We start from the raw sequence: 18,159 nt of genomic DNA on the forward strand, positions 1-18,159 counted from the left end.
TTTAGTCGGACTAAGCTTGGGGGAATGTCCGATCCGGTGCTGGCCTCCGCAATGAACGGTCACGGCACCCCTTTCGTGGAGCTCGACCGAGCCGACTGGGCAACGCTCGCGCCGACGACCCTGCTGCCGCTGAAAGAGACAGAGATCGTGCAGTTGCGCGGAATTGGGGAGCCGCTCGACATCAACGAGGTAACGGATGTTTACCTTCCGCTCAGCCGGCTGCTCAACCTCTACGCGGCGAATGCCCGCACGCTGCACCGTGCGACCAGTGGTTTTCTGGGCGAACGCGCCCGCCCCACACCGTTCGTGATCGGTGTGGCCGGCTCGGTCGCGGTCGGCAAATCGACCACCGCCCGGTTACTGCGCGAGATGCTCGCCCGCTGGGACGACACTCCCCGGGTCGAACTCGTCACGACCGACGGCTTTCTGTTTCCCAACGCCGAATTGAACCGGCGTGGCCTGATGGAGCGTAAGGGATTTCCGGAATCGTACGATCGTCGTGCCCTGCTGCGGTTCGTGAGCGCGGTCAAGAGCGGCGCCCCCGAGGTACGGTCACCGTTCTACTCGCACCTGAGCTACGACATCGTGCCCGACGCGCAGATCGTCGTACGCCAGCCCGACATTCTCATCGTCGAGGGTCTCAACGTGCTGCAGCCTCCCGGGCCGGGCCACGGCCTCGCGGTCAGCGACCTGTTCGACTTTACGATCTACGTGGATGCCCGGACCCAGGACATCGCCCGCTGGTACGAGGAACGTTTTCTCAAGCTGCAGCGCGGGGCATTCGCAAACCCCAACTCGTTCTTCCACCGCTACGCGACGCTCACCGAAGATGAGGCGCGCGGCAAGGCGCGCAGCATTTGGACCAGCATCAACCAGCCCAATCTGTTGCAGAACATCCGCCCCACCCGTTCGCGTGCCACCCTGGTTCTACGCAAGGACCCCACGCACGCCGTGTCCAAGGTGCTGCTGCGTAAGGTCTGACCCGCGCACACTCACGCGCTCTGCGGACAGGCGCGGTGTGACAGGGACGGGGCCCGGGCCCGTCCGATCGGGCTAGAGGGTCAGTCGAGCACGCACGACGTCAGCCAGGGCGTGCGCCAGGCGGTCGGCGGTGGGCTGGTCGGCGGCTTCCACCATGACGCGCACCATCGGCTCGGTGCCGGAGGGGCGCAGCAGCACCCGGCCCGTGTCGCCGAGTTCGGCCTCGGCGGCGATAACGGCCTCGGCGATGACCGCGTCGGCGCCGAGCGCCTTGTGGTCCACTCCGCGCACGTTCACGAGGATCTGCGGGTAGACCGTCATCACGGATGCGAGTGCGGCGAGCGTTTTACCGGTGCGCGCCATCTCGGCCACGAGGTGGAGGCCGGTGAGGATGCCGTCGCCGGTCGTGGCGAACTTGGTCATGATGACGTGGCCACTCTGCTCGCCGCCGAGCGAATACCCGTGGGCGTTGAGCTCTTCGAGTACGTACCGGTCGCCGACCTTGGTCTGCACCATGGTGATGTCATTATCCGCCATCGCCTTGCGCAGGCCGAGGTTGCTCATGACGGTCGCGACGAGGGTGCGATCCTTGAGCACACCGCGTTCGGCCATCGACACGGCGAGAATAGCCATGATCTGGTCGCCGTCGACGATCTTGCCGTCCTTATCCACGGCGAGGCACCGGTCGGCGTCACCGTCGTGAGCGATGCCGATGTCGGCACCATGCTCGAGCACGGCACGGGCGAGGTTGTCGAGGTGGGTCGACCCCACACCATCGTTGATGTTGAGTCCGTCGGGGTCGGCGCCGATCACGGTGAGGCGAGCGCCGGCATCCGTGAATACCTGCGGCGAGACGCCAGCGGCGGCGCCGTGGGCGCAGTCGAGCACGACGTGGATGCCGTCGAGACGGTGCGGCAGCGTGGTGAGCAGATGCACAACGTAACGGTCTTCGGCGTCTGCGAAGCGGCGGATGCGTCCGACGTCCCCAGCGATCGGCATGAGCGTGTCGCGACCGATGTAGGACTCAATGCGGTCCTCGACGTCGTCGGGAAGTTTGGTTCCGCCGTAGGCGAAGATCTTTATGCCGTTGTCGGGCGCCGCGTTATGTGAGGCAGAAATCATCACACCGAAGTCGGCACCGATGTCGTTGACCAGGAAGGCTGCGGCGGGCGTAGGGATGACCCCGGCATCGAGAACATCGACACCGCTAGAGGCCAGTCCGGCCGAGACGGCAGCCGTGAGGAATTCACCAGAGATTCGCGGGTCGCGGGCAACCACGGCGACGGGCCGGCGACCCGCTTCAAGGCGTGCTTGGGCACGACGGCCACGGGTCAGCACTGCGGCGCTGGCCTGGGCAAGGCTCAGGGCCAGGCCAGCCGTGAGATCACGGTTGGCCAGGCCCCGAACGCCGTCCGTGCCGAACAGACGAGTCATATCGTCGTCGGCTATCCGGTTAGCGCTTGCTGAACTGAGGTGCCTTACGGGCCTTCTTGAGTCCGGCCTTCTTACGCTCCTTGACGCGAGCGTCGCGGCTGAGGAAGCCGTTCTTCTTCAGGATGGCGCGGTTGTTCTCTTCGTCGATCAGGTTGAGGCAGCGTGCAATGCCGAGGCGAAGCGCGCCGGCCTGGCCGGACGGGCCACCGCCGGTGATGCGGGCGATGACGTCGTACGAGCCGAGCAGGTCGAGAACCTTGAACGGGTCGTTGATCAGCTGCTGGTGCAGCTTGTTCGGGAAGTAGTCGGCGAACTCGCGGCCGTTGACAACGATCGTGCCGGAGCCGGGGACGATGCGCACGCGGGCGATGGCCTGCTTGCGACGGCCGACGGCTGCGCCGGGAACGTTGAGGACGGCGCGGGGCGCCTTGGTTACGGTTTCGGCCGGAGTCTCGGTGGAGTAGCTCTCCGGAGCCTGGTCAATCTGGTCTGCGATCTTCGCCACGATGATGGGAATCCTTTTTATCTAAGAGTCGAGAAGTCTGGTTGCCGGCGCTACTGCGCGACCTGGCTGAGGGTGTACGGCGTGGGCTGCTGAGCGGAATGCGGGTGCTCAGGGCCGGCGTAAACCTTCAGCTTGGTGAGCTGGGCGCGACCGAGCGAGTTCTTCGGCAGCATGCCGCGAATCGCCTTTTCAACCGCACGGGTCGGGTGCTTCTCGAGCATCTCGGAGTAGTTGGTCGCCGTGAGGCCGCCCGGGTAACCCGAGTGGCGGTAAGCGATCTTCAGGTCGAGCTTCTTGCCGGTGAGGGCAACTTTCTCGGCATTGACGATGATGACGAAGTCGCCACCGTCCATGTGCGGGGAGAAGGTGGCCTTGTGCTTGCCGCGCAGCAGGATTGCCGCGTGGCTGGCCAGACGTCCGAGAACGATATCGGTGGCATCGATGACAACCCAGTCGTGCTGGAGTTCGCTTGCCTTGGGGGTGTAAGTGCGCGTCACTGTTGTGCTGCTTTCTTCTTTTTCGAACGGAGGTGTTCGTGAATCCCGCTCCGGGCGTGTTCTCGTGAGGAGAACACTGTCGATGGAGGGCTCACGTTCGGGTGCCGCGCTGCAACGCACAGACACCAAGGGTCAACGATAGTCGGCCCCGACCGCGGACGCAACCTGGGCCAGAGTTCACTCCGCGACAACGACCGGCAGTGAGCGCCGGTTGCGGGTATCAATGGCGCGCTGCGCCAGTGCGGCGTCGTCGGGGTAGCCCACGTCGATCAGCGTGAGGCCGTGCGCCTGCATCACCTTGAACTCGCTGATGCGGTGATTGTCAAAGTGCAGGGTGGCGAGGGTGCTGCCGTCGAGGCGCCCCTCCCCCACAGCCACGCAGGCGCCGACCATGGCGCGCACCATGCTGTGGCAGAAGGCATCCGCTCTAATGCTGGCGATAAGAAGGCCGTCGTCGTCGCGGTGCCAGCGAAAGTCCTGCACGGTGCGAATGGTCGTCGCGCCCGGGCGCGGCTTGCAGTAGGCCGCAAAGTCGTGCAGGCCGACCAGGGTCGCCGCAGCCGCCTGCATCGCGGGAAGATCGAGTTTGAACGGATGCCACGTGGTGCGCAGGCGCTGCTGCGGGTCGCGCAGGGCGAGCGGATCAGCGATGCGGTACTCATAGCGGCGCCACATGGCCGAGAACCGGGCGTCGAAACCGCCGGGTACGACCGTGGCCCGGCGCAACACGATGTCGGGCTTGGTCACGAGGATCCCGCCGAGGCGACGCAGGATGGCGGTGCCGAGATCGACCGGGGGGCGATTTCCGGTGCCGCGCTGGATGCGCACCAGGGAGTGGGCTTGTTCGGCGGTGAGGTCGAAATGGGCGACCTGCCCGCGGGCGTGCACCCCGGCATCCGTTCGGCCGGCGACGATCAGGGTGGGGTGCGGGGGAAAGCTTTGCAGGATGCCGGCGAGCCCGTTTTCGATGTCGGCCTGCACGGAGCGAAAGCCCGGCTGGCGGGCCCAGCCGGTGAAATCGGTGCCGTCGTAGGCGAGGTCGAGCCGGATGCGTGTGGAGCCGAGCGCTGCATGAGCGGCGCGGGGCACAAAAAGATTCACGAGGGTAAGCCTAGGTGGCACGCGCGGGTTATCGTTGATGGCGCCCTTTGGTCCACCCCGAAGATGAGTGCCAAAGAAATCTCGTTCCCCATGCCTCGTTCCCCCCTGTCGTTCCCGTTCACCGGGAGGACTCGGTCGACGACCGCCGCCATCGGGCCCGAAAATGCCCCCGTGCTCGGGCCCCGCGACGCCCCCGCTATTGCGCCCAGTGGCGGTCGTCTGGCCGGCCTCGACGGCTTGCGTGCCCTCGCCGTCATTGCCGTCGTGCTCTACCATCTCTTCCCGGCGATACTGCCCGGTGGTTTCATCGGCGTCGATGTCTTCTTTGTGATCAGCGGCTTTCTGATCACCGGGTTGCTCGTCTCAGAGCACACGCGCACCGGGCGCATCTCACTTCGCCGGTTCTGGCAGCGGCGGGCCCGACGCCTCGTTCCCCCGCTGATCCCGGTTATTCTGATCAGCTGCACCCTCGCATTTCTGATTGACGGCGATGTTCTGGTCGGTCTCGGCGCCCAGCTGCTCGGTGCCACGACCTTCGGCTACAACTGGGTGTCGATCGCGGGCGACGCAAGCTATTTCAGCGTCAACGAGCCCGAATTACTGCGCAACCTGTGGTCGCTCGCCGTGGAGGAGCAGTTCTATCTGGTCTGGCCGCTGCTACTGCTGGCCGTGTTGCTGATTCGCCGCCCGCCGGTGCGCCTGGCCCTCGTCATCACACTGTTCGTGGCCTCGGCCCTGTGGATGGGGGTGCTCTACCAGCCCGGTAGCGACCCGACCCGGGTGTATTACGGCTCCGACACGCACAGTTTCGGGTTGTTCGCCGGCGCCGCCCTAGCCCTGCTGCTGCGTCGCCCGAGCGGACACCGCAATGAGCTGCCCCGACTGCGCCCCTGGCTCGGCGGGGCCGCGGTGCTGACGATCGTCGCGTTCGCGTTTTGGCTGCCCGAGGACGGCGCCGCGACCTACCGCGGCGGCCTCGTCGCGGTGAGCCTCGCCACCGCCGTCGCCATCTGGGCGGGCGTGCGCGGCGGCCGGTTCGGGCTTCTGCTCGACGTGGCCCCGATGCGCTATCTCGGTGAACGCTCCTACGGCATCTACCTCTGGCACTGGCCGGTACTCGTGCTGCTGCAATTGCTCTGGCCGGCCTCGTCGCCGTCGGGCAGCTTGCTGCCCATCGGGCTGCTCGCCACCGTCATCACGCTCGCCCTGGCCGGCGTCTCGTACCGTTGGCTGGAACTGCCGATCCGACGGGGCGGCGTGCGCGGCAGCATCCGCTCGGTCGGCGCACTGTGGACCGGACCCACCCGTCGCCGTCGTCTGGTCGCAGCAACGGCCGCTCTGTCTCTGCTGCTGGTCGGCGGCACCACGGCCGCCGTCGTTGCCGCGCCCGCGCAGACCTCGGCGCAGTTGCGCATCGAACGCGGTCAACGGGCAATGGATGCCGCAGCGCGCGCCGCCGCGCAGGCCGCGGCCGCCGAGGCGGCCCGCCAGGCCACCGAAGCCACGACAGCCACGTCCCTGGCCGACGGCCCGATCACGGCCGTCGGCGACTCGGTCATGCTTGCCTCAGCTCCCGAATTGCAGGCCACCTTTACGGGCATGACCGTGGACGCCTCGGTCTCCCGCGGGATGCATTCCGCGGACGACCTCCTGCTGGCGCTGAAGGCTGCCGGCCAGTTGCATCCCGTCGTGGTGATCGGGCTCGGCACCAACGGACCGATCACCGCCGGGGAACTCACCACGATTCTGCGCATCCTGGGGCCGGATCGGAAGCTGGTACTGGTCAATGCCTACGCCGAGCGCGATTGGACCGCCGGCGTCAACGCCGCCCTCGCCGAGTTCGCGGAGGGAAATCGCCGGGTTGAACTCGCTAACTGGCACGACACGATAGCGGGGCGACTCGACCTGCTGGCCGGCGATCACGTGCACCCCGGACCGACCGGCGGCCAGCTCTACGCCGACGAAGTGCGAGCGGCACTCGACCGTCTCGCCGCGGTGCCGCCGCTGCCCGACAGCAGCTGGCTGCTGCGCGATCCCGATGCGCCCCGCACGCCGTTCCGCTGATAGTCAAAACTCGAGCACGTAGGCCAGCTCGCGGTTCGTGGCGAAGAAGCCCATGCCCGTGTACAGGTCGAGCGCGCCGGTCGGGCTCGCTGAATCCACGTCGAGGGTCGCGCGCTCGTGCCCGGCTTCGCGGCTCGCGGCCAGCTGCGCAGCCAACAGGGCCTGCGCGATGTGGCGGCCGCGCCATCCGCTCAGCACGCCGACGAGGCCGATATAGCTGCTGCGGAAGCCGGCGACGGCCCAGTCTTCTTCGTTGACGCTCGACATGATGAAGCCCACGACCTCCTCGCTGCCATCTGGCTCGGTGGCGAAGGCCACGAAGGAGAGCTCGTCGACGAACGTCGGGCCCGTGACGTAGGCGATCCAGCTCTCGTCGGGAATGGGCTGGCTCGACCAATGATCCATGAACGCCACGTCGCGCGCGGCGTGCACCGCGGCCGACAGCTCAGGCGTGTAACCGGTCAAGCGGATGCCGTCGCCCAGTTCGACCGCACGAATAGGGTCGGCGAGCATGCGGTCCAACGTCAGGAAATAGCGGGTGGCAACCAGGCCGAAGCGTTCGTACAGGCGGCCGTTCTGTGGGGCACGCTCATCGCAGGAGGCTGTGATCCAGCCGGGCAGCTGCTTGTCGGAGGTCGCCAGTTGCTGCCGGGCACGGGCGACCTGCCAGTTCAGCAGCGCTCGCCCGAGACCGCGGCCACGCATTTCCGGCAGAACGCCACCGCCGAGGTTGCATTTCACGAGCGTCTGTTGCCCGACCTGAAGAACCACGATGCCGTGGGCCACCAGCCTTCCGTCGGCGCCCAGGGCGACGAGGGTGTCGGTGTCAGCGTTCACGAAGGAGAACCCGAACGCCTTGCCCACTTCCTCCCGTTCGAGAACGTAGTTGGGGTGATCGGCGCGGCCGATCGCTTTCTCGAGCTGCCAGATGGCGTCGATATCGTCGGCCGTCGCCGGGCGCCACCGGGCGATATCGGCATGCTCGGGAACGGGCAGCTGCGCGGGCGCGGTCAGGCGCGACGAGAGCGGAGTCGTGGGGACGGTCATGCTTCACCCTATCCGCGCAGCCCCGAACGGGGCCAGCGCTAGAACTCGAGGGTGTAGGCCATCTTGCGGTGGGTGGGCACGAAACCCATCCCGGTGTAGAGGCCGAGGGCTCCCGTGGGGCTGTCGGAGTCAACCGCGAGGGTCACCCGCTCGTGTCCCAGTGCTTGCCCGGCGGCGAGCTGGGCCGCCAGCAGCGATTGCGCAATGTGGCGGCCGCGCCATCCGCTCAAGACGCCGACCAGGTCGATGTAGCTGCCGGTGAAACCCTGAGTGGCCCAGACGTTCTCGTTCGCCGTGGACAGCACAAAACCGACGACCTGCTCGGTGCCGGTTGCGTCTGTACCGTAGGCCACGAACGAGAGGTCGGCACGAAACCACGTTCCACCGACGAAGGCGTTCCAGTTTTCATCGCTCATCGGCTGGCTGCCCCAGTGGTCCATGAATGCGTCGTCGCGGGTGGCGTGTACCTGGGCCGAGACGGCGGGGGTATACCCGGCAATGCGGATGCCGGCGGCCGCGTCGACGACGCGCACCGGGGCGTCCAACGGTCGTTCGAGGGTGAGGAAGTAGCGGGTGAGGCTGAGCCCGGCGTGCTCGAACAGGGCCGCGTTCTGCGGGGAACGTTCGTCGGCGTAGGCCAGGATCCAGCCGGGCAGCGCCCGGGTCGAGGAAGCGAGCTGCTGCTCCGCCCGGGCCAGCTGCCACGCCAGCAGCTGGCGCCCAATACCGCGACCGCGCAGCAACGGGTGCACTCCGCCGATCGGCATCGAACGCACGAGACTCACCTGGCGCGGGGGGAACATGACCATGCCGACCGCCACGACGCGTCCGGTTGCGTCAAGGCCCACGAGGGAGTCGAGTTCGGGGTGAAAGTGTGAGAAGCCGAAGTCGGCGGCAATCGCGCCGCGCGCCGTGAGGTAGTTGGGGTGGTCGACCTGGCCCATGGATTGGCGCAGTTCCCAGATGCTGTCGATGTCATCGGTCGTGGCGGGGCGCCATTGGGTGACGTCCGGGTGCACCGGAACCACCGGAACCGGGGCATCCCCAACGCGTTCTGACAACGGAGTTTCAAGTTGATCCATCCATCAACCCTATCTTTCGTCGAGAGCACAAAAAGTGCCCGCTTGAGGTGTCCAATCGGGCACCTTTGCGCTCTCGCGGAATGTAAGGGAGGGTACAAAAAAGGGGAGCCAACTTTCGTTGGGCCCCCCTCAGATGGTGGTGGTGCTACTTCTTGTCGGCCTCGACTGCAGCGTCTTCGACGGCTGCATCTTCAGCAACGACGTCTTCAGCAACGACGGTCTCTTCGACGACGACATCGTCAGCGACGACGTCTTCGACTACGACGTTCTCGGACCCGACGGGAGTCGCGGCAACGGTCGCGGTCTTGGAGCGCTTGACCTTGGGGGTCAGGGGCTCGAGAACGAGCTCCATCTGTACCATGGACGCGTTGTCACCCTTGCGAAAACCAAGCTTCGTGATGCGGGTGTAACCGCCCTGACGCTCGTTGACCTGCGGGGCGATGACCGTGAACAGCTCGTGCACGACGGTCTTGTCGGTGATCGTCGCGAGAACGCGACGACGGGCGTGCAGGTCGCCGCGCTTGGCGAACTGCACCATGCGTTCGGCGAGCGGACGCAGGCGCTTGGCACGGGTCTCGGTCGTCTTGATCGACTTGTGGGTGAACAGGGCCGCGGCCAGGTTCGCAAGCATGAGGCGCTCGTGCGCCGGGCCGCCACCGAGACGGGGGCCCTTCGTGGGCTTTGGCATTGGTAATCTCCAGTATTAAAAAATCGAAAGGCAGCGGGAAGCCGAGCCTTAGATGGTCTCTTCTTCGTAGCCGCTGTAGAAGTGCGCGCCGTCGAATCCGGGAACCGAATCCTTCAGGGACAGGCCGAGCTCAACGAGCTTGTCCTTCACTTCGTCAACCGACTTCTGCCCGAAGTTGCGGATGTTCATCAGCTGGGTCTCCGAAAGGGCGACCAGTTCGCTGACGTTGTTGATGCCTTCGCGCTTGAGGCAGTTGTACGAGCGCACCGACAGGTCGAGGTCTTCGATCGGAATCGAAAGCTCGGTCGAGAGCACAGCGTCAACCGGCGCGGGGCCGATCTCGATGCCCTCAGCGGCGGTGTTGAGCTCGCGGGCCAGGCCGAACAGCTCGGTCAGAGTGCGACCAGAGGATGCGATGGCGTCGCGAGGCGAGATAGCCGACTTGGTCTCCACGTCAACGACGAGGCGGTCGAAGTCGGTGCGCTCACCGGCACGAGTTGCCTCGACACGGTAGGTCACCTTGAGCACGGGCGAGTAGATCGAGTCGACCGGAATCTGCCCGGCTTCGGAGAACTCATTGCGGTTCTGGGTGCTGGACACGTAACCACGGCCACGCTCAATGGTCAGTTCGAGTTCGAACTTCGCCTTGTCGTTGAGGGTTGCGATGACCAGCTCCGGGTTGTGCACCTCGACGCCGGCCGGGGCCGAAATGTCAGCGGCGGTAACCTGGCCGGCACCCTGCTTGCGCAGGTACGCGGTGATGGGCTCGTCGTGCTCGCTCGAAACGACGAGGCCCTTGATGTTCAGGATGATCTCGGTGACATCTTCCTTCACCCCGGGGACGGTGCTGAACTCGTGCAGCACGCCGTCGATACGGATGCTGGTTACTGCAGCGCCCGGAATCGAGGAGAGCAGGGTACGGCGAAGCGAGTTGCCGAGGGTGTAGCCGAAGCCAGGTTCGAGCGGCTCGATGATGAACCGTGAACGGAACTCCGAGATGTTCTCTTCGGTGAGCGTTGGACGCTGTGCAATAAGCACTGTTGATTCCTTTCGGCTAAGTGTCCGCTATATGACACTTGCAATGACGAGAGAGTGAAAAGTTGAAAGAAAAGAGTCCCGACGGGGCTCGGCACCAATCAAGCGCCGAGCCCGTCAAGATGACAGCGAGTGCTTTAGACGCGGCGGCGCTTCGGCGGACGGCATCCGTTGTGAGCCTGGGGCGTCACGTCGTTGATCGAACCGACCTCGAGGCCGGCGGCCTGCAGGGAACGGATCGCGGTCTCGCGGCCTGAGCCGGGTCCCTTGACGAAGACGTCGACCTTCTTCATGCCGTGTTCCTGCGCCTGGCGGGCGGCCGATTCGGCGGCCAGCTGTGCGGCGAAGGGGGTCGACTTGCGCGAACCCTTGAAACCAACCTGGCCAGACGAGGCCCAGCTGATGACGGCGCCGGTCGTGTCGGTGATCGACACGATCGTGTTGTTGAAGGTGCTCTTGATGTGGGCCTGGCCCACAGCAATGTTCTTCTTTTCTTTCTTACGCGGCTTCCGTACGGCCGACTTGGGTTGTGCCATGAATTTCTCCTGAATCCTAAAGGCGTTAGCGGGCTAGGCCGGGGGCCTAGCGCGCCTTCTTCTTGCCGGCTACGGTGCGCTTCGGGCCCTTGCGGGTGCGAGCGTTGGTCTTGGTGCGCTGACCGCGAACGGGCAGGCCCTTGCGGTGGCGAATGCCCTCGTAGCTGCCAATCTCAACCTTGCGGCGGATGTCAGCGGCAACCTCACGGCGGAGGTCACCCTCAACCTTGAAGGTACCTTCGACGTAGTCGCGGAGAAGGACGAGCTGGTCGTCGCTCAAATCCTTGACGCGGATGTTTCCGTCGATTCCAGTATCGGCGAGGGTCTTGAGGGCCCTCGTACGGCCAACACCGTAAATGTAAGTCAATGCAACTTCCACGCGCTTATCGCGCGGGATGTCGACGCCGGCTAGACGTGCCATTGTGTCTCCTGTTAGTGATAGAGGTCTGTAACAGTTCCTGTACACCGGCCTCCAACCGATGGTGTCACCCCGAAGGGCTCCCAGAACTGCTATGTATATTCAGTTATTCAGGTAAATCTCACTGCGCTGAACGCAACGAAGATTTAACCCTGGCGCTGCTTGTGACGCGGGTTCTCGCAGATGACCATCACGTTGCCGTTACGGCGGATGACCTTGCACTTGTCACAGATCTTTTTGACGCTGGGCTTGACCTTCATGGTGATTCCTTGTTTTTCGCTGTCTTCGTACCCCCGGGATGCCGGGGGCCGTTACTTACAGCAGCCGTTACTTGTAGCGGTAGACGATCCGGCCTCGGGTCAGATCGTAAGGACTCAACTCGACGATCACGCGGTCCTCCGGGAGGATGCGGATGTAGTGCTGACGCATCTTGCCCGAGATGTGGGCAAGAACTCGGTGGCCGTTTGACAGCTCAACGCGAAACATCGCGTTGGGCAGAGCTTCGACTACTGCGCCCTCGATTTCGATGACACCGTCTTTTTTGGCCATACCCTCACTGTCGCTCTGTATTGATTGCTGGTCATTGCTGGGTTGATGCCGGACACGCCACAAAAGACGACACCAGACACCAAGGATCAAGTCTATGGTATGAGATTGCCTTTTAGCAATTCAGTCCTATAATCACCCGCGCAACAGCAGCCTCAACAGGATCCGGCACAGCGGCTCACCCCCTGGGCCGCGGTGCTTTCGCCGTTGACCGCTTCAAAGAGCGGATGCCCCGCCACCAGCCCGCAGACGACCTCCGCGATCCGCGATGCGGCCTCGTGCAGCAGCAACGGTTTGAGCAACCCGTGCGCACGGTGTTGGTCTGCGCGGACTACTACGACCCGCGGGCGGTGCCGCGCGAACCCATCGGGGCTGCGCTCGACGACGCGCTCGTGCATCTGATGGACCAGTAGTTAGGGAATAGGAACGGGCACGATGCCGAACTGGGCGAGCCCGGCCGCTCCACCGTCTTCGGCGGTGAGCACCCAGATGCCGTCCTTATGCACGGCGATGCTGTGTTCCCAGTGGGCGGCCGCCTTGCCGTCGCTCGTGGCTACGGTCCAGTCGTCGTCGCGGGTGTAGGTGTCGATCGATCCGAGCACGACCATCGGCTCGATGGCGACGACCAAGCCCGGCTTCACGTCGGGGCCTTTCTGGCGCACCCGATAGTTGAACACCGGCGGGGCTTCGTGCATGGAACGACCGATGCCGTGGCCGACATAGTCGGTGAGAATTCCGTAGGTGCCCTGCGACTCCACGTAGTCTTCAATAGCCTCGCCGACCTCGTTGAGGTGGCGCGCCGTGTGCAGGCGGGCAATGCCGTGCCAGAGTGACTGCTCGGTCACGTCCGACAGTTTCTGGCGTTCGGCGACGAGCTCGGGCCGGGTCGCGTCGGCAATCACGTAGCTGAACGCAGCGTCGCCGTTCCAGCCTTCGATGATCGCTCCGCTGTCGATGGAGACGATGTCTCCGGCACCGAGGCGGCGAGCGGAGGGAATCCCGTGCACGACGTCGTCGTTGACCGACGCGCACACGGTGTGGTGGTAGCCCTCTTCGAGCTTGAAATTGGGCTTACCGCCGAGCGCGATGATGGCAGCTTCCGCAGCGGCGTCGAGTTCGAGGGTCGTCGCGCCGATGACCATGGCCGCGCGGGCAGCTGCCAGGGATGCCGCGGTGGCGAGGCCCGGTGCCACCATGAGGCGCAGCTGGGCCGGATTCTTATAGATCGAACGTCGAAGACTCACTGATTTCCTACAAACTAGCTCCGTAGAGGGGAGCGATATTTTTATGATTGTTCACATGGTGTCGGGCCGGGCCGCAAGGCCCGGCCCGAGGGTAGAGCGGGTTTAGAGCGTGGTGGTGCTGGCGCGAAGGCCGCGTTCGGCCAGCGCGACGAGAATGCGGTCGGTGACGACCTCAACGGCACCGAGGCCGTCGATCGTGACGACGAGGCCGCGGGCGCTGTACACATCGATGAGTGGAGCGGTCTGCTCGGTGTAAACGTCGAGTCGGTGACGGATGACCTCGGCCGTGTCATCCGCGCGGCCCTGCTCGGCGGCACGCTTGAGCAGTCGGGCGACAACCTCGTCGGTGTCGGCGGTGATCAGAACGACAACATCGAGCTGGGTGCCCTCGGCGCCCAGCAGGCGGTCGAGCTCAGCGACCTGGTCGGTCGTGCGCGGGTAGCCGTCGAGCAGAAAGCCGGTGGCGGCATCCGCTTCTTTCAACCGATCGGCGACGATCGCGTTGGTGAGGGTGTCTGGCACGTAGGCGCCGGCGTTCATGAACGACTTGACCTCGAGCCCGAGCGGGGTGTTGGTGGTCACGTTGTAACGAAAAATGTCACCGGTGGAGATGGCGGGAACGTCGAAGGCGAGCGCGAGGCGCTCCGCCTGGGTACCCTTGCCCGCACCGGGCGGGCCGATCAGTAGTAAGCGCGTCATTTAAGAAGCCCCTCATAGTGTCGCTGTTGCAGTTGGGAGTCGATCTGCTTGACCGTCTCAAGCCCCACACCGACGACGATGAGAATGCTCGCGCCGCCGAACGGGAAGTTCTGGTCAGCACCGATGACCGAGAAAGCGATGAGCGGGATCAGCGCGATCAGACCCAGGTAGATCGAGCCGGGGAGCGTGATGCGGGTCAGGACGAAGTCGAGGTACTCGGCGGTCGGGCGGCCGGCACGGATGCCGGGAATGAACCCGCCGTACTTCTTCATGTTGTCGGCGACCTCTTCGGGGTTGAACGTGATGGCCACGTAGAAGTAGGTGAAACCGATGATGAGCAGAAAGTACATGGCCATGTACAGCGGCTGGTCGCCACCGGTGAGGTTGTTGGAGATCCAGACCACCCAGGCCGGGGCTTCCGTGCCGGCACCGGGCTGGTTGAACTGCGCGAGCAGGGCTGGCAGGTACAGCAACGAGGAGGCGAAGATCACGGGGATCACGCCGGCCATGTTGACCTTGATCGGAATGTAGGTGTTGTTGCCACCGTAGGTGCGCCGCCCGACCATGCGTTTGGCGTACTGCACCGGGATTCGCCGCTGCGATTGTTCAACGAAGACCACGCCGGCGACCACCAATATCCCGACGATCAGCACGATGACGAGGGTGTCGAAGCCCTGCTGCTGGCCGATGGCACTGAGCGAACCGGGGAACAGGGCGGCGATCGAGACGAAGATCATGAGCGACATGCCGTTGCCGACGCCGCGTTCGGTGACGAGCTCGCCCATCCACATGATGACGCCGGTACCGGCAGTCATAGTGATGACCATGAGCATGATCGCGTACCAGGCATCGTTGGTGATCAACTGCGTGCACTCGGTGCTCGCGGAGGTGCCGAACAGGGCGCCGCTGCGGGCCACCGTGATCAGGGTCGTGGACTGCAGGATGCCGAGCGCGATGGTGAGGTAGCGGGTGTACTGGGTCAGAGTACTCTGACCGGCGGCACCCTCCTTGTAGAGGGTGTCGAAGTGGGGGATGACCACGCGCAGCAGCTGCACGATGATCGAGGCCGTGATGTACGGCATGATGCCAAGCGCGAACACGCTCAACTGCAGTAGGGCGCCACCGCTGAAAAGGTTGACGAGCTCATAGAGGCCGCTCGTTCCCTGGTTGGCTGCGAGACACAGCTGCACATTGCCGAAGTCCACGAACGGGGCGGGAATGAAGGAGCCCAGACGGAACAGAGCAATGATGCCCAGGGTGAAGCCGATCTTCTTACGAAGGTCGGGTGTGCGGAAAATCCGCGCAATGGCGCTGAACAAGAAGGCCTCCAGATTTTTACGCAGATCGACCCGCACAGGTCGTCTTAAAGCGATCGAGCTTGTCGAATCACACCAAACGATTCACTCGTTGACGGATTCGACAAGCTCGATTGAGCGTCTACGGACTTACTTTACAGATCCACCCGCGGCGACAATTTTCTGCGCTGCTGAAGCAGAGACCTTGTCGACCGTCACGTTCAGCTTAACGGTAATCTCACCCGTACCGAGAACCTTGACTTTTTCGTTGTCACGAACCGCACCCTTGGCGATCAGGCTGGCGATGGTGACATCGCCACCCTTCGGGTAAAGCAGTTCGAGCTTTTCCAGGTTGACAACCTGGTACTCGACGCGGAACGGGTTCTTGAACCCACGCAGTTTCGGGGTGCGCATGTGCAGAGGCATCTGCCCACCTTCGAAGCCGACGCGCACGCTGTAGCGTGCCTTCGTGCCCTTGGTGCCTCGACCCGCGGTCTTACCCTTGGATCCTTCACCACGGCCAACGCGTTGGCGGGCCTTCTTCGCTCCGGGGGCCGGGCGAAGGTGGTGTACCTTCAGCACGTGCTCGCGGGGCTCAGTGGGTTCTGCTGCAACGGCTACCTTTTTGGGGGCAGCAGCCTTCTTGGGTGCTGCAGCCTTTTTGGGGGCGGCAGCCTTTTTCGCGTCGGGCTTGTCGGCTACCTGGGTAGCTTCCTTCTCGTCAGCCATTAGTCAATCTCCTCGACCTTTACGAGGTGAGCGACGGTGTTGACGTAGCCACGGTTCTGCGAGTTGTCCTCGCGGATCGTGACGGCGCCAATGCGTCGCAGACCCAGGCTGCGAAGAGTGTCGCGCTGGTTCTGCTTCTCACTAATTTTGGACTTGATCTGTGTGATCTTCAGCTGGGCCATCAGGCACCTGCCTTCGCGGTTGCGGCCGCTGCAGCTGCAGCAGCGTCGGCACGAAGAAAACGGGCCGGAGCCACGTCTTCATAGGCGAGGCCGCGACGAGCCGCAACCGCACGCGGCTCTTCGAGCTGGTGCAGGGCCTCGACCGTGGCGTGCACGATGTTGATGGTGTTCGACGAACCGAGCGACTTGCTCAGCACGTCGTGGATGCCAGCACATTCGAGTACGGCGCGCACCGGGCCACCGGCGATAACGCCGGTACCTGCTGCTGCCGGACGGAGCAGAACGACGCCGGCTGCGGCCTCACCCTGCACGGGGTGCGGGATGGTCAGGCCAACGCGAGGAACGCGGAAGAAGTTCTTCTTCGCTTCTTCAACGCCCTTGGAGATAGCGGTCGGGACCTCGCGGGCCTTACCGTATCCAACGCCGACGAGGCCGTTACCGTCGCCGACGACGACGAGGGCGGTGAAGCTGAAGCGACGACCACCCTTGACGACCTTCGACACCCGGTTGATGGTGACGACGCGCTCCAGGAACTGGCTCTTGTCGGCATCGCGGCTTCCGCGGTCCTTGTTCGGGTTGCGCTCACGGCCACCACGACGAGCCTCGCGGGGCTCGTTCTGCGGCGGGGTCGTGGAGGCAGCGGTTTCAACCGGCGCCTCGGCAACGGCAGCAACAGGTGCTGTGGTTTCGATCTTTTCAGTGCTCACAGGTTCAATCCACCCTCTCGAGCTCCCTCGGCGATGGCTGCGACGCGTCCTGCGTACTTGCTGCCACCACGGTCAAATACAACGGCTTCGATGCCGGCGGCTTTCGCACGCTCAGCTACAAGCTCACCGACCTTGCGGGCCTTGGCGGTCTTGTCACCATCGAAGGTGCGCAAATCCGTTTCGAGCGTGGATGCCGACGCAAGGGTGAAACCCTTGCTGTCGTCGACGACCTGCACGAATACGTGGCGAGCCGAGCGCGTGACAACGAGGCGCGGGCGAAGTGCCGTTCCCTCGATCTTCTTGCGAAGACGTGTGTGTCGACGTCCGCGGGCTGCGGCCTTGCTCTTGCCTCTAGTTCCGAGTCCCATGGTTACTTACCGCTCTTTCCGGCCTTGCGGCGAACAATCTCGCCGGCGTAACGCACACCCTTGCCCTTGTAGGGCTCTGGCTTGCGAATCTTACGGATGTTGGCGGCAACCTCGCCGACGGCCTGCTTGTCGATTCCGCTGACCGTGAGCTTGTTGACGCTCTCCACGGTCAGAACGATGCCGACGGGCGGCTCGACGACGACCGGGTGCGAGAAGCCGAGGGCGAACTCAACGGAGGTGCCCTTCTGCGCCGCGCGGTAACCGGTACCGACGATTTCAAGACCCTTGGTGTAACCAACGGTTACGCCGATGATCTGGTTGTTGATCAGGGTGCGGGTCAGACCGTGCAGCGAACGCGACTGGCGCTCGTCGTTCGGACGGGTGACGAGAACGTGACCGTCCTCGATCGACACCGAGATGGGGTTGGAAACGACGAGCGCGAGCTCGCCCTTCGGGCCCTTGACGGAGACGGCCTGGCCGTCAGCCACAACCGTGACCCCAGCAGGGATCGGGATGGGGAGTCTTCCAATACGTGACATTCTCAGTTACCACACGTAGGCGAGAACTTCTCCGCCTACGCCCTTCTTCTCAGCCTGGCGGTCGGTGAGCAGACCGCTGGAGGTGGACAGGATGGCAACGCCGAGGCCGCCGAGAACCGTGGGGATCTCTGTCGACTTTGCGTACACGCGAAGGCCGGGCTTAGAAACCCGCTTGATTCCAACGATGGAACGCTCACGGTTCGGACCGAACTTGAGGTCCAGGGTGAGGGTCTTGCCTACGGTTGCATCCTTGACGGTCCAGGCGGAGATGTAACCCTGGGCCTTGAGGATGTCAGCGATGTGCGCTTTCAATTTGCTATGCGGCATTGACACGGTGTCGTGGTACGCCGAGTTCGCGTTGCGCAGTCTGGTCAGCATGTCTGCGACCGGATCTGTCATTGTCATTTTGTGGTGCCTTTCTCGCCTGGTTTCGCCCATCCGTTACACGAATGACGACCTGTG

At 64.2% G+C, this 18,159-nt stretch carries 24 protein-coding genes; 3 read left to right on the forward strand and 21 right to left on the reverse strand.

What is annotated here, in order from left to right; genetic code table 11:
- The first annotated feature begins 24 nt into the window (after positions 1 to 24).
- Positions 25 to 981, forward strand: a complete 957-nt coding sequence (gene coaA, locus E3T47_RS06795; protein ID WP_174844647.1) for a type I pantothenate kinase — start codon at positions 25 to 27, stop codon at positions 979 to 981.
- Positions 982 to 1,053: 72 nt separating this feature from the next.
- Here coaA and glmM read toward each other — a convergent pair whose 3' ends face one another.
- From glmM to E3T47_RS06815, 4 genes are all read right to left on the reverse strand, one after another.
- The gene (gene glmM / locus E3T47_RS06800; RefSeq protein WP_134555384.1) at positions 1,054 to 2,415 is read right to left on the reverse strand and encodes a phosphoglucosamine mutase; all 1,362 of its coding nucleotides are present in this window, start codon (positions 2,413 to 2,415) and stop codon (positions 1,054 to 1,056) included.
- Positions 2,416 to 2,434: 19 nt separating this feature from the next.
- A complete protein-coding gene (rpsI, locus tag E3T47_RS06805) occupies positions 2,435 to 2,920 on the reverse strand; it encodes a 30S ribosomal protein S9 (RefSeq protein WP_092107287.1) in 486 nt (161 codons plus the stop codon).
- Positions 2,921 to 2,970: 50 nt separating this feature from the next.
- A complete protein-coding gene (rplM, locus tag E3T47_RS06810) occupies positions 2,971 to 3,417 on the reverse strand; it encodes a 50S ribosomal protein L13 (RefSeq protein ID WP_104083755.1) in 447 nt (148 codons plus the stop codon).
- 177 nt (positions 3,418 to 3,594) lie between these two features.
- Positions 3,595 to 4,518 carry a tRNA pseudouridine synthase A gene (locus E3T47_RS06815; protein ID WP_241982025.1) on the reverse strand — a complete coding sequence of 308 codons (924 nt, stop codon included), beginning with the start codon at positions 4,516 to 4,518 and terminating at the stop codon, positions 3,595 to 3,597.
- 90 nt (positions 4,519 to 4,608) lie between these two features.
- Between E3T47_RS06815 and E3T47_RS06820 the strand changes: the two genes are divergently transcribed.
- Positions 4,609 to 6,582, forward strand: coding sequence for an acyltransferase family protein (locus E3T47_RS06820; protein ID WP_241982027.1), 1,974 nt, complete (start codon positions 4,609 to 4,611; stop codon positions 6,580 to 6,582).
- A 3-nt stretch (positions 6,583 to 6,585) separates the two neighbouring features.
- Here the strand turns inward: E3T47_RS06820 and E3T47_RS06825 are convergent, their stop codons facing one another.
- The 8 genes from E3T47_RS06825 to infA form a co-directional block, all read right to left on the reverse strand.
- Positions 6,586 to 7,629 carry a GNAT family N-acetyltransferase gene (locus E3T47_RS06825; RefSeq protein WP_134555387.1) on the reverse strand — a complete coding sequence of 348 codons (1,044 nt, stop codon included), beginning with the start codon at positions 7,627 to 7,629 and terminating at the stop codon, positions 6,586 to 6,588.
- Between the two features lie 38 nt (positions 7,630 to 7,667).
- Positions 7,668 to 8,711 carry a GNAT family N-acetyltransferase gene (locus E3T47_RS06830; RefSeq protein ID WP_134555388.1) on the reverse strand — a complete coding sequence of 348 codons (1,044 nt, stop codon included), beginning with the start codon at positions 8,709 to 8,711 and terminating at the stop codon, positions 7,668 to 7,670.
- A 145-nt stretch (positions 8,712 to 8,856) separates the two neighbouring features.
- On the reverse strand, positions 8,857 to 9,399 hold the full coding sequence (gene rplQ, locus E3T47_RS06835) for a 50S ribosomal protein L17 (RefSeq protein ID WP_134555389.1): 543 nt from the start codon (positions 9,397 to 9,399) through the stop codon (positions 8,857 to 8,859).
- A 48-nt stretch (positions 9,400 to 9,447) separates the two neighbouring features.
- A complete protein-coding gene (locus tag E3T47_RS06840) occupies positions 9,448 to 10,437 on the reverse strand; it encodes a DNA-directed RNA polymerase subunit alpha (protein WP_092107272.1) in 990 nt (329 codons plus the stop codon).
- Positions 10,438 to 10,571: 134 nt separating this feature from the next.
- The gene (rpsK, locus tag E3T47_RS06845; RefSeq protein ID WP_035834641.1) at positions 10,572 to 10,970 is read right to left on the reverse strand and encodes a 30S ribosomal protein S11; all 399 of its coding nucleotides are present in this window, start codon (positions 10,968 to 10,970) and stop codon (positions 10,572 to 10,574) included.
- Between the two features lie 46 nt (positions 10,971 to 11,016).
- On the reverse strand, positions 11,017 to 11,391 hold the full coding sequence (gene rpsM, locus E3T47_RS06850) for a 30S ribosomal protein S13 (RefSeq protein WP_092449488.1): 375 nt from the start codon (positions 11,389 to 11,391) through the stop codon (positions 11,017 to 11,019).
- Between the two features lie 143 nt (positions 11,392 to 11,534).
- Positions 11,535 to 11,648, reverse strand: coding sequence for a 50S ribosomal protein L36 (gene rpmJ / locus E3T47_RS06855; protein ID WP_035834639.1), 114 nt, complete (start codon positions 11,646 to 11,648; stop codon positions 11,535 to 11,537).
- Positions 11,649 to 11,715: 67 nt separating this feature from the next.
- Positions 11,716 to 11,937, reverse strand: coding sequence for a translation initiation factor IF-1 (gene infA, locus E3T47_RS06860; protein ID WP_035834638.1), 222 nt, complete (start codon positions 11,935 to 11,937; stop codon positions 11,716 to 11,718).
- A gap of 224 nt (positions 11,938 to 12,161) precedes the next feature.
- Here infA and E3T47_RS06865 point away from each other — a divergent pair, with 224 nt between their 5' ends.
- A complete protein-coding gene (locus tag E3T47_RS06865; protein ID WP_134555390.1) occupies positions 12,162 to 12,347 on the forward strand; it encodes a hypothetical protein in 186 nt (61 codons plus the stop codon).
- On the opposite strand, the gene map is transcribed toward E3T47_RS06865, so the two are convergent.
- From map to rpsH, 9 genes are all read right to left on the reverse strand, one after another.
- On the reverse strand, positions 12,348 to 13,130 hold the full coding sequence (map, locus tag E3T47_RS06870) for a type I methionyl aminopeptidase (RefSeq protein WP_134555437.1): 783 nt from the start codon (positions 13,128 to 13,130) through the stop codon (positions 12,348 to 12,350).
- Between the two features lie 150 nt (positions 13,131 to 13,280).
- The gene (locus E3T47_RS06875; RefSeq protein WP_134555391.1) at positions 13,281 to 13,877 is read right to left on the reverse strand and encodes an adenylate kinase; all 597 of its coding nucleotides are present in this window, start codon (positions 13,875 to 13,877) and stop codon (positions 13,281 to 13,283) included.
- Entirely contained in the window at positions 13,874 to 15,196 is a 1,323-nt protein-coding gene (gene secY / locus E3T47_RS06880; RefSeq protein ID WP_134555392.1) for a preprotein translocase subunit SecY, read from the reverse strand. Before secY ends, E3T47_RS06875 begins: the two co-directional genes overlap by 4 nt.
- Positions 15,197 to 15,322: 126 nt before the next feature.
- Positions 15,323 to 15,901: a 50S ribosomal protein L15 gene (rplO, locus tag E3T47_RS06885; protein WP_134555393.1), complete on the reverse strand. Its 579-nt coding sequence runs from the start codon at positions 15,899 to 15,901 to the stop codon at positions 15,323 to 15,325.
- Complete coding sequence (rpmD, locus tag E3T47_RS06890; RefSeq protein WP_066597599.1) at positions 15,901 to 16,083, reverse strand: 50S ribosomal protein L30; 183 nt, start codon at positions 16,081 to 16,083, stop codon at positions 15,901 to 15,903. The genes rplO and rpmD overlap by 1 nt, the downstream gene beginning before the upstream one ends.
- Complete coding sequence (rpsE, locus tag E3T47_RS06895) at positions 16,083 to 16,790, reverse strand: 30S ribosomal protein S5 (RefSeq protein WP_369827303.1); 708 nt, start codon at positions 16,788 to 16,790, stop codon at positions 16,083 to 16,085. Before rpsE ends, rpmD begins: the two co-directional genes overlap by 1 nt.
- Positions 16,787 to 17,158, reverse strand: a complete 372-nt coding sequence (rplR, locus tag E3T47_RS06900) for a 50S ribosomal protein L18 (protein ID WP_092107252.1) — start codon at positions 17,156 to 17,158, stop codon at positions 16,787 to 16,789. Before rplR ends, rpsE begins: the two co-directional genes overlap by 4 nt.
- A 2-nt stretch (positions 17,159 to 17,160) precedes the next feature.
- Entirely contained in the window at positions 17,161 to 17,697 is a 537-nt protein-coding gene (gene rplF / locus E3T47_RS06905; protein ID WP_092339429.1) for a 50S ribosomal protein L6, read from the reverse strand.
- A gap of 6 nt (positions 17,698 to 17,703) precedes the next feature.
- Positions 17,704 to 18,102: a 30S ribosomal protein S8 gene (gene rpsH / locus E3T47_RS06910; RefSeq protein ID WP_092107248.1), complete on the reverse strand. Its 399-nt coding sequence runs from the start codon at positions 18,100 to 18,102 to the stop codon at positions 17,704 to 17,706.
- Positions 18,103 to 18,159: the final 57 nt, after the last annotated feature.

It is taken from the genome of Cryobacterium ruanii (assembly GCF_004404055.1).
In the GTDB taxonomy this organism is placed as follows: domain Bacteria; phylum Actinomycetota; class Actinomycetes; order Actinomycetales; family Microbacteriaceae; genus Cryobacterium; species Cryobacterium ruanii.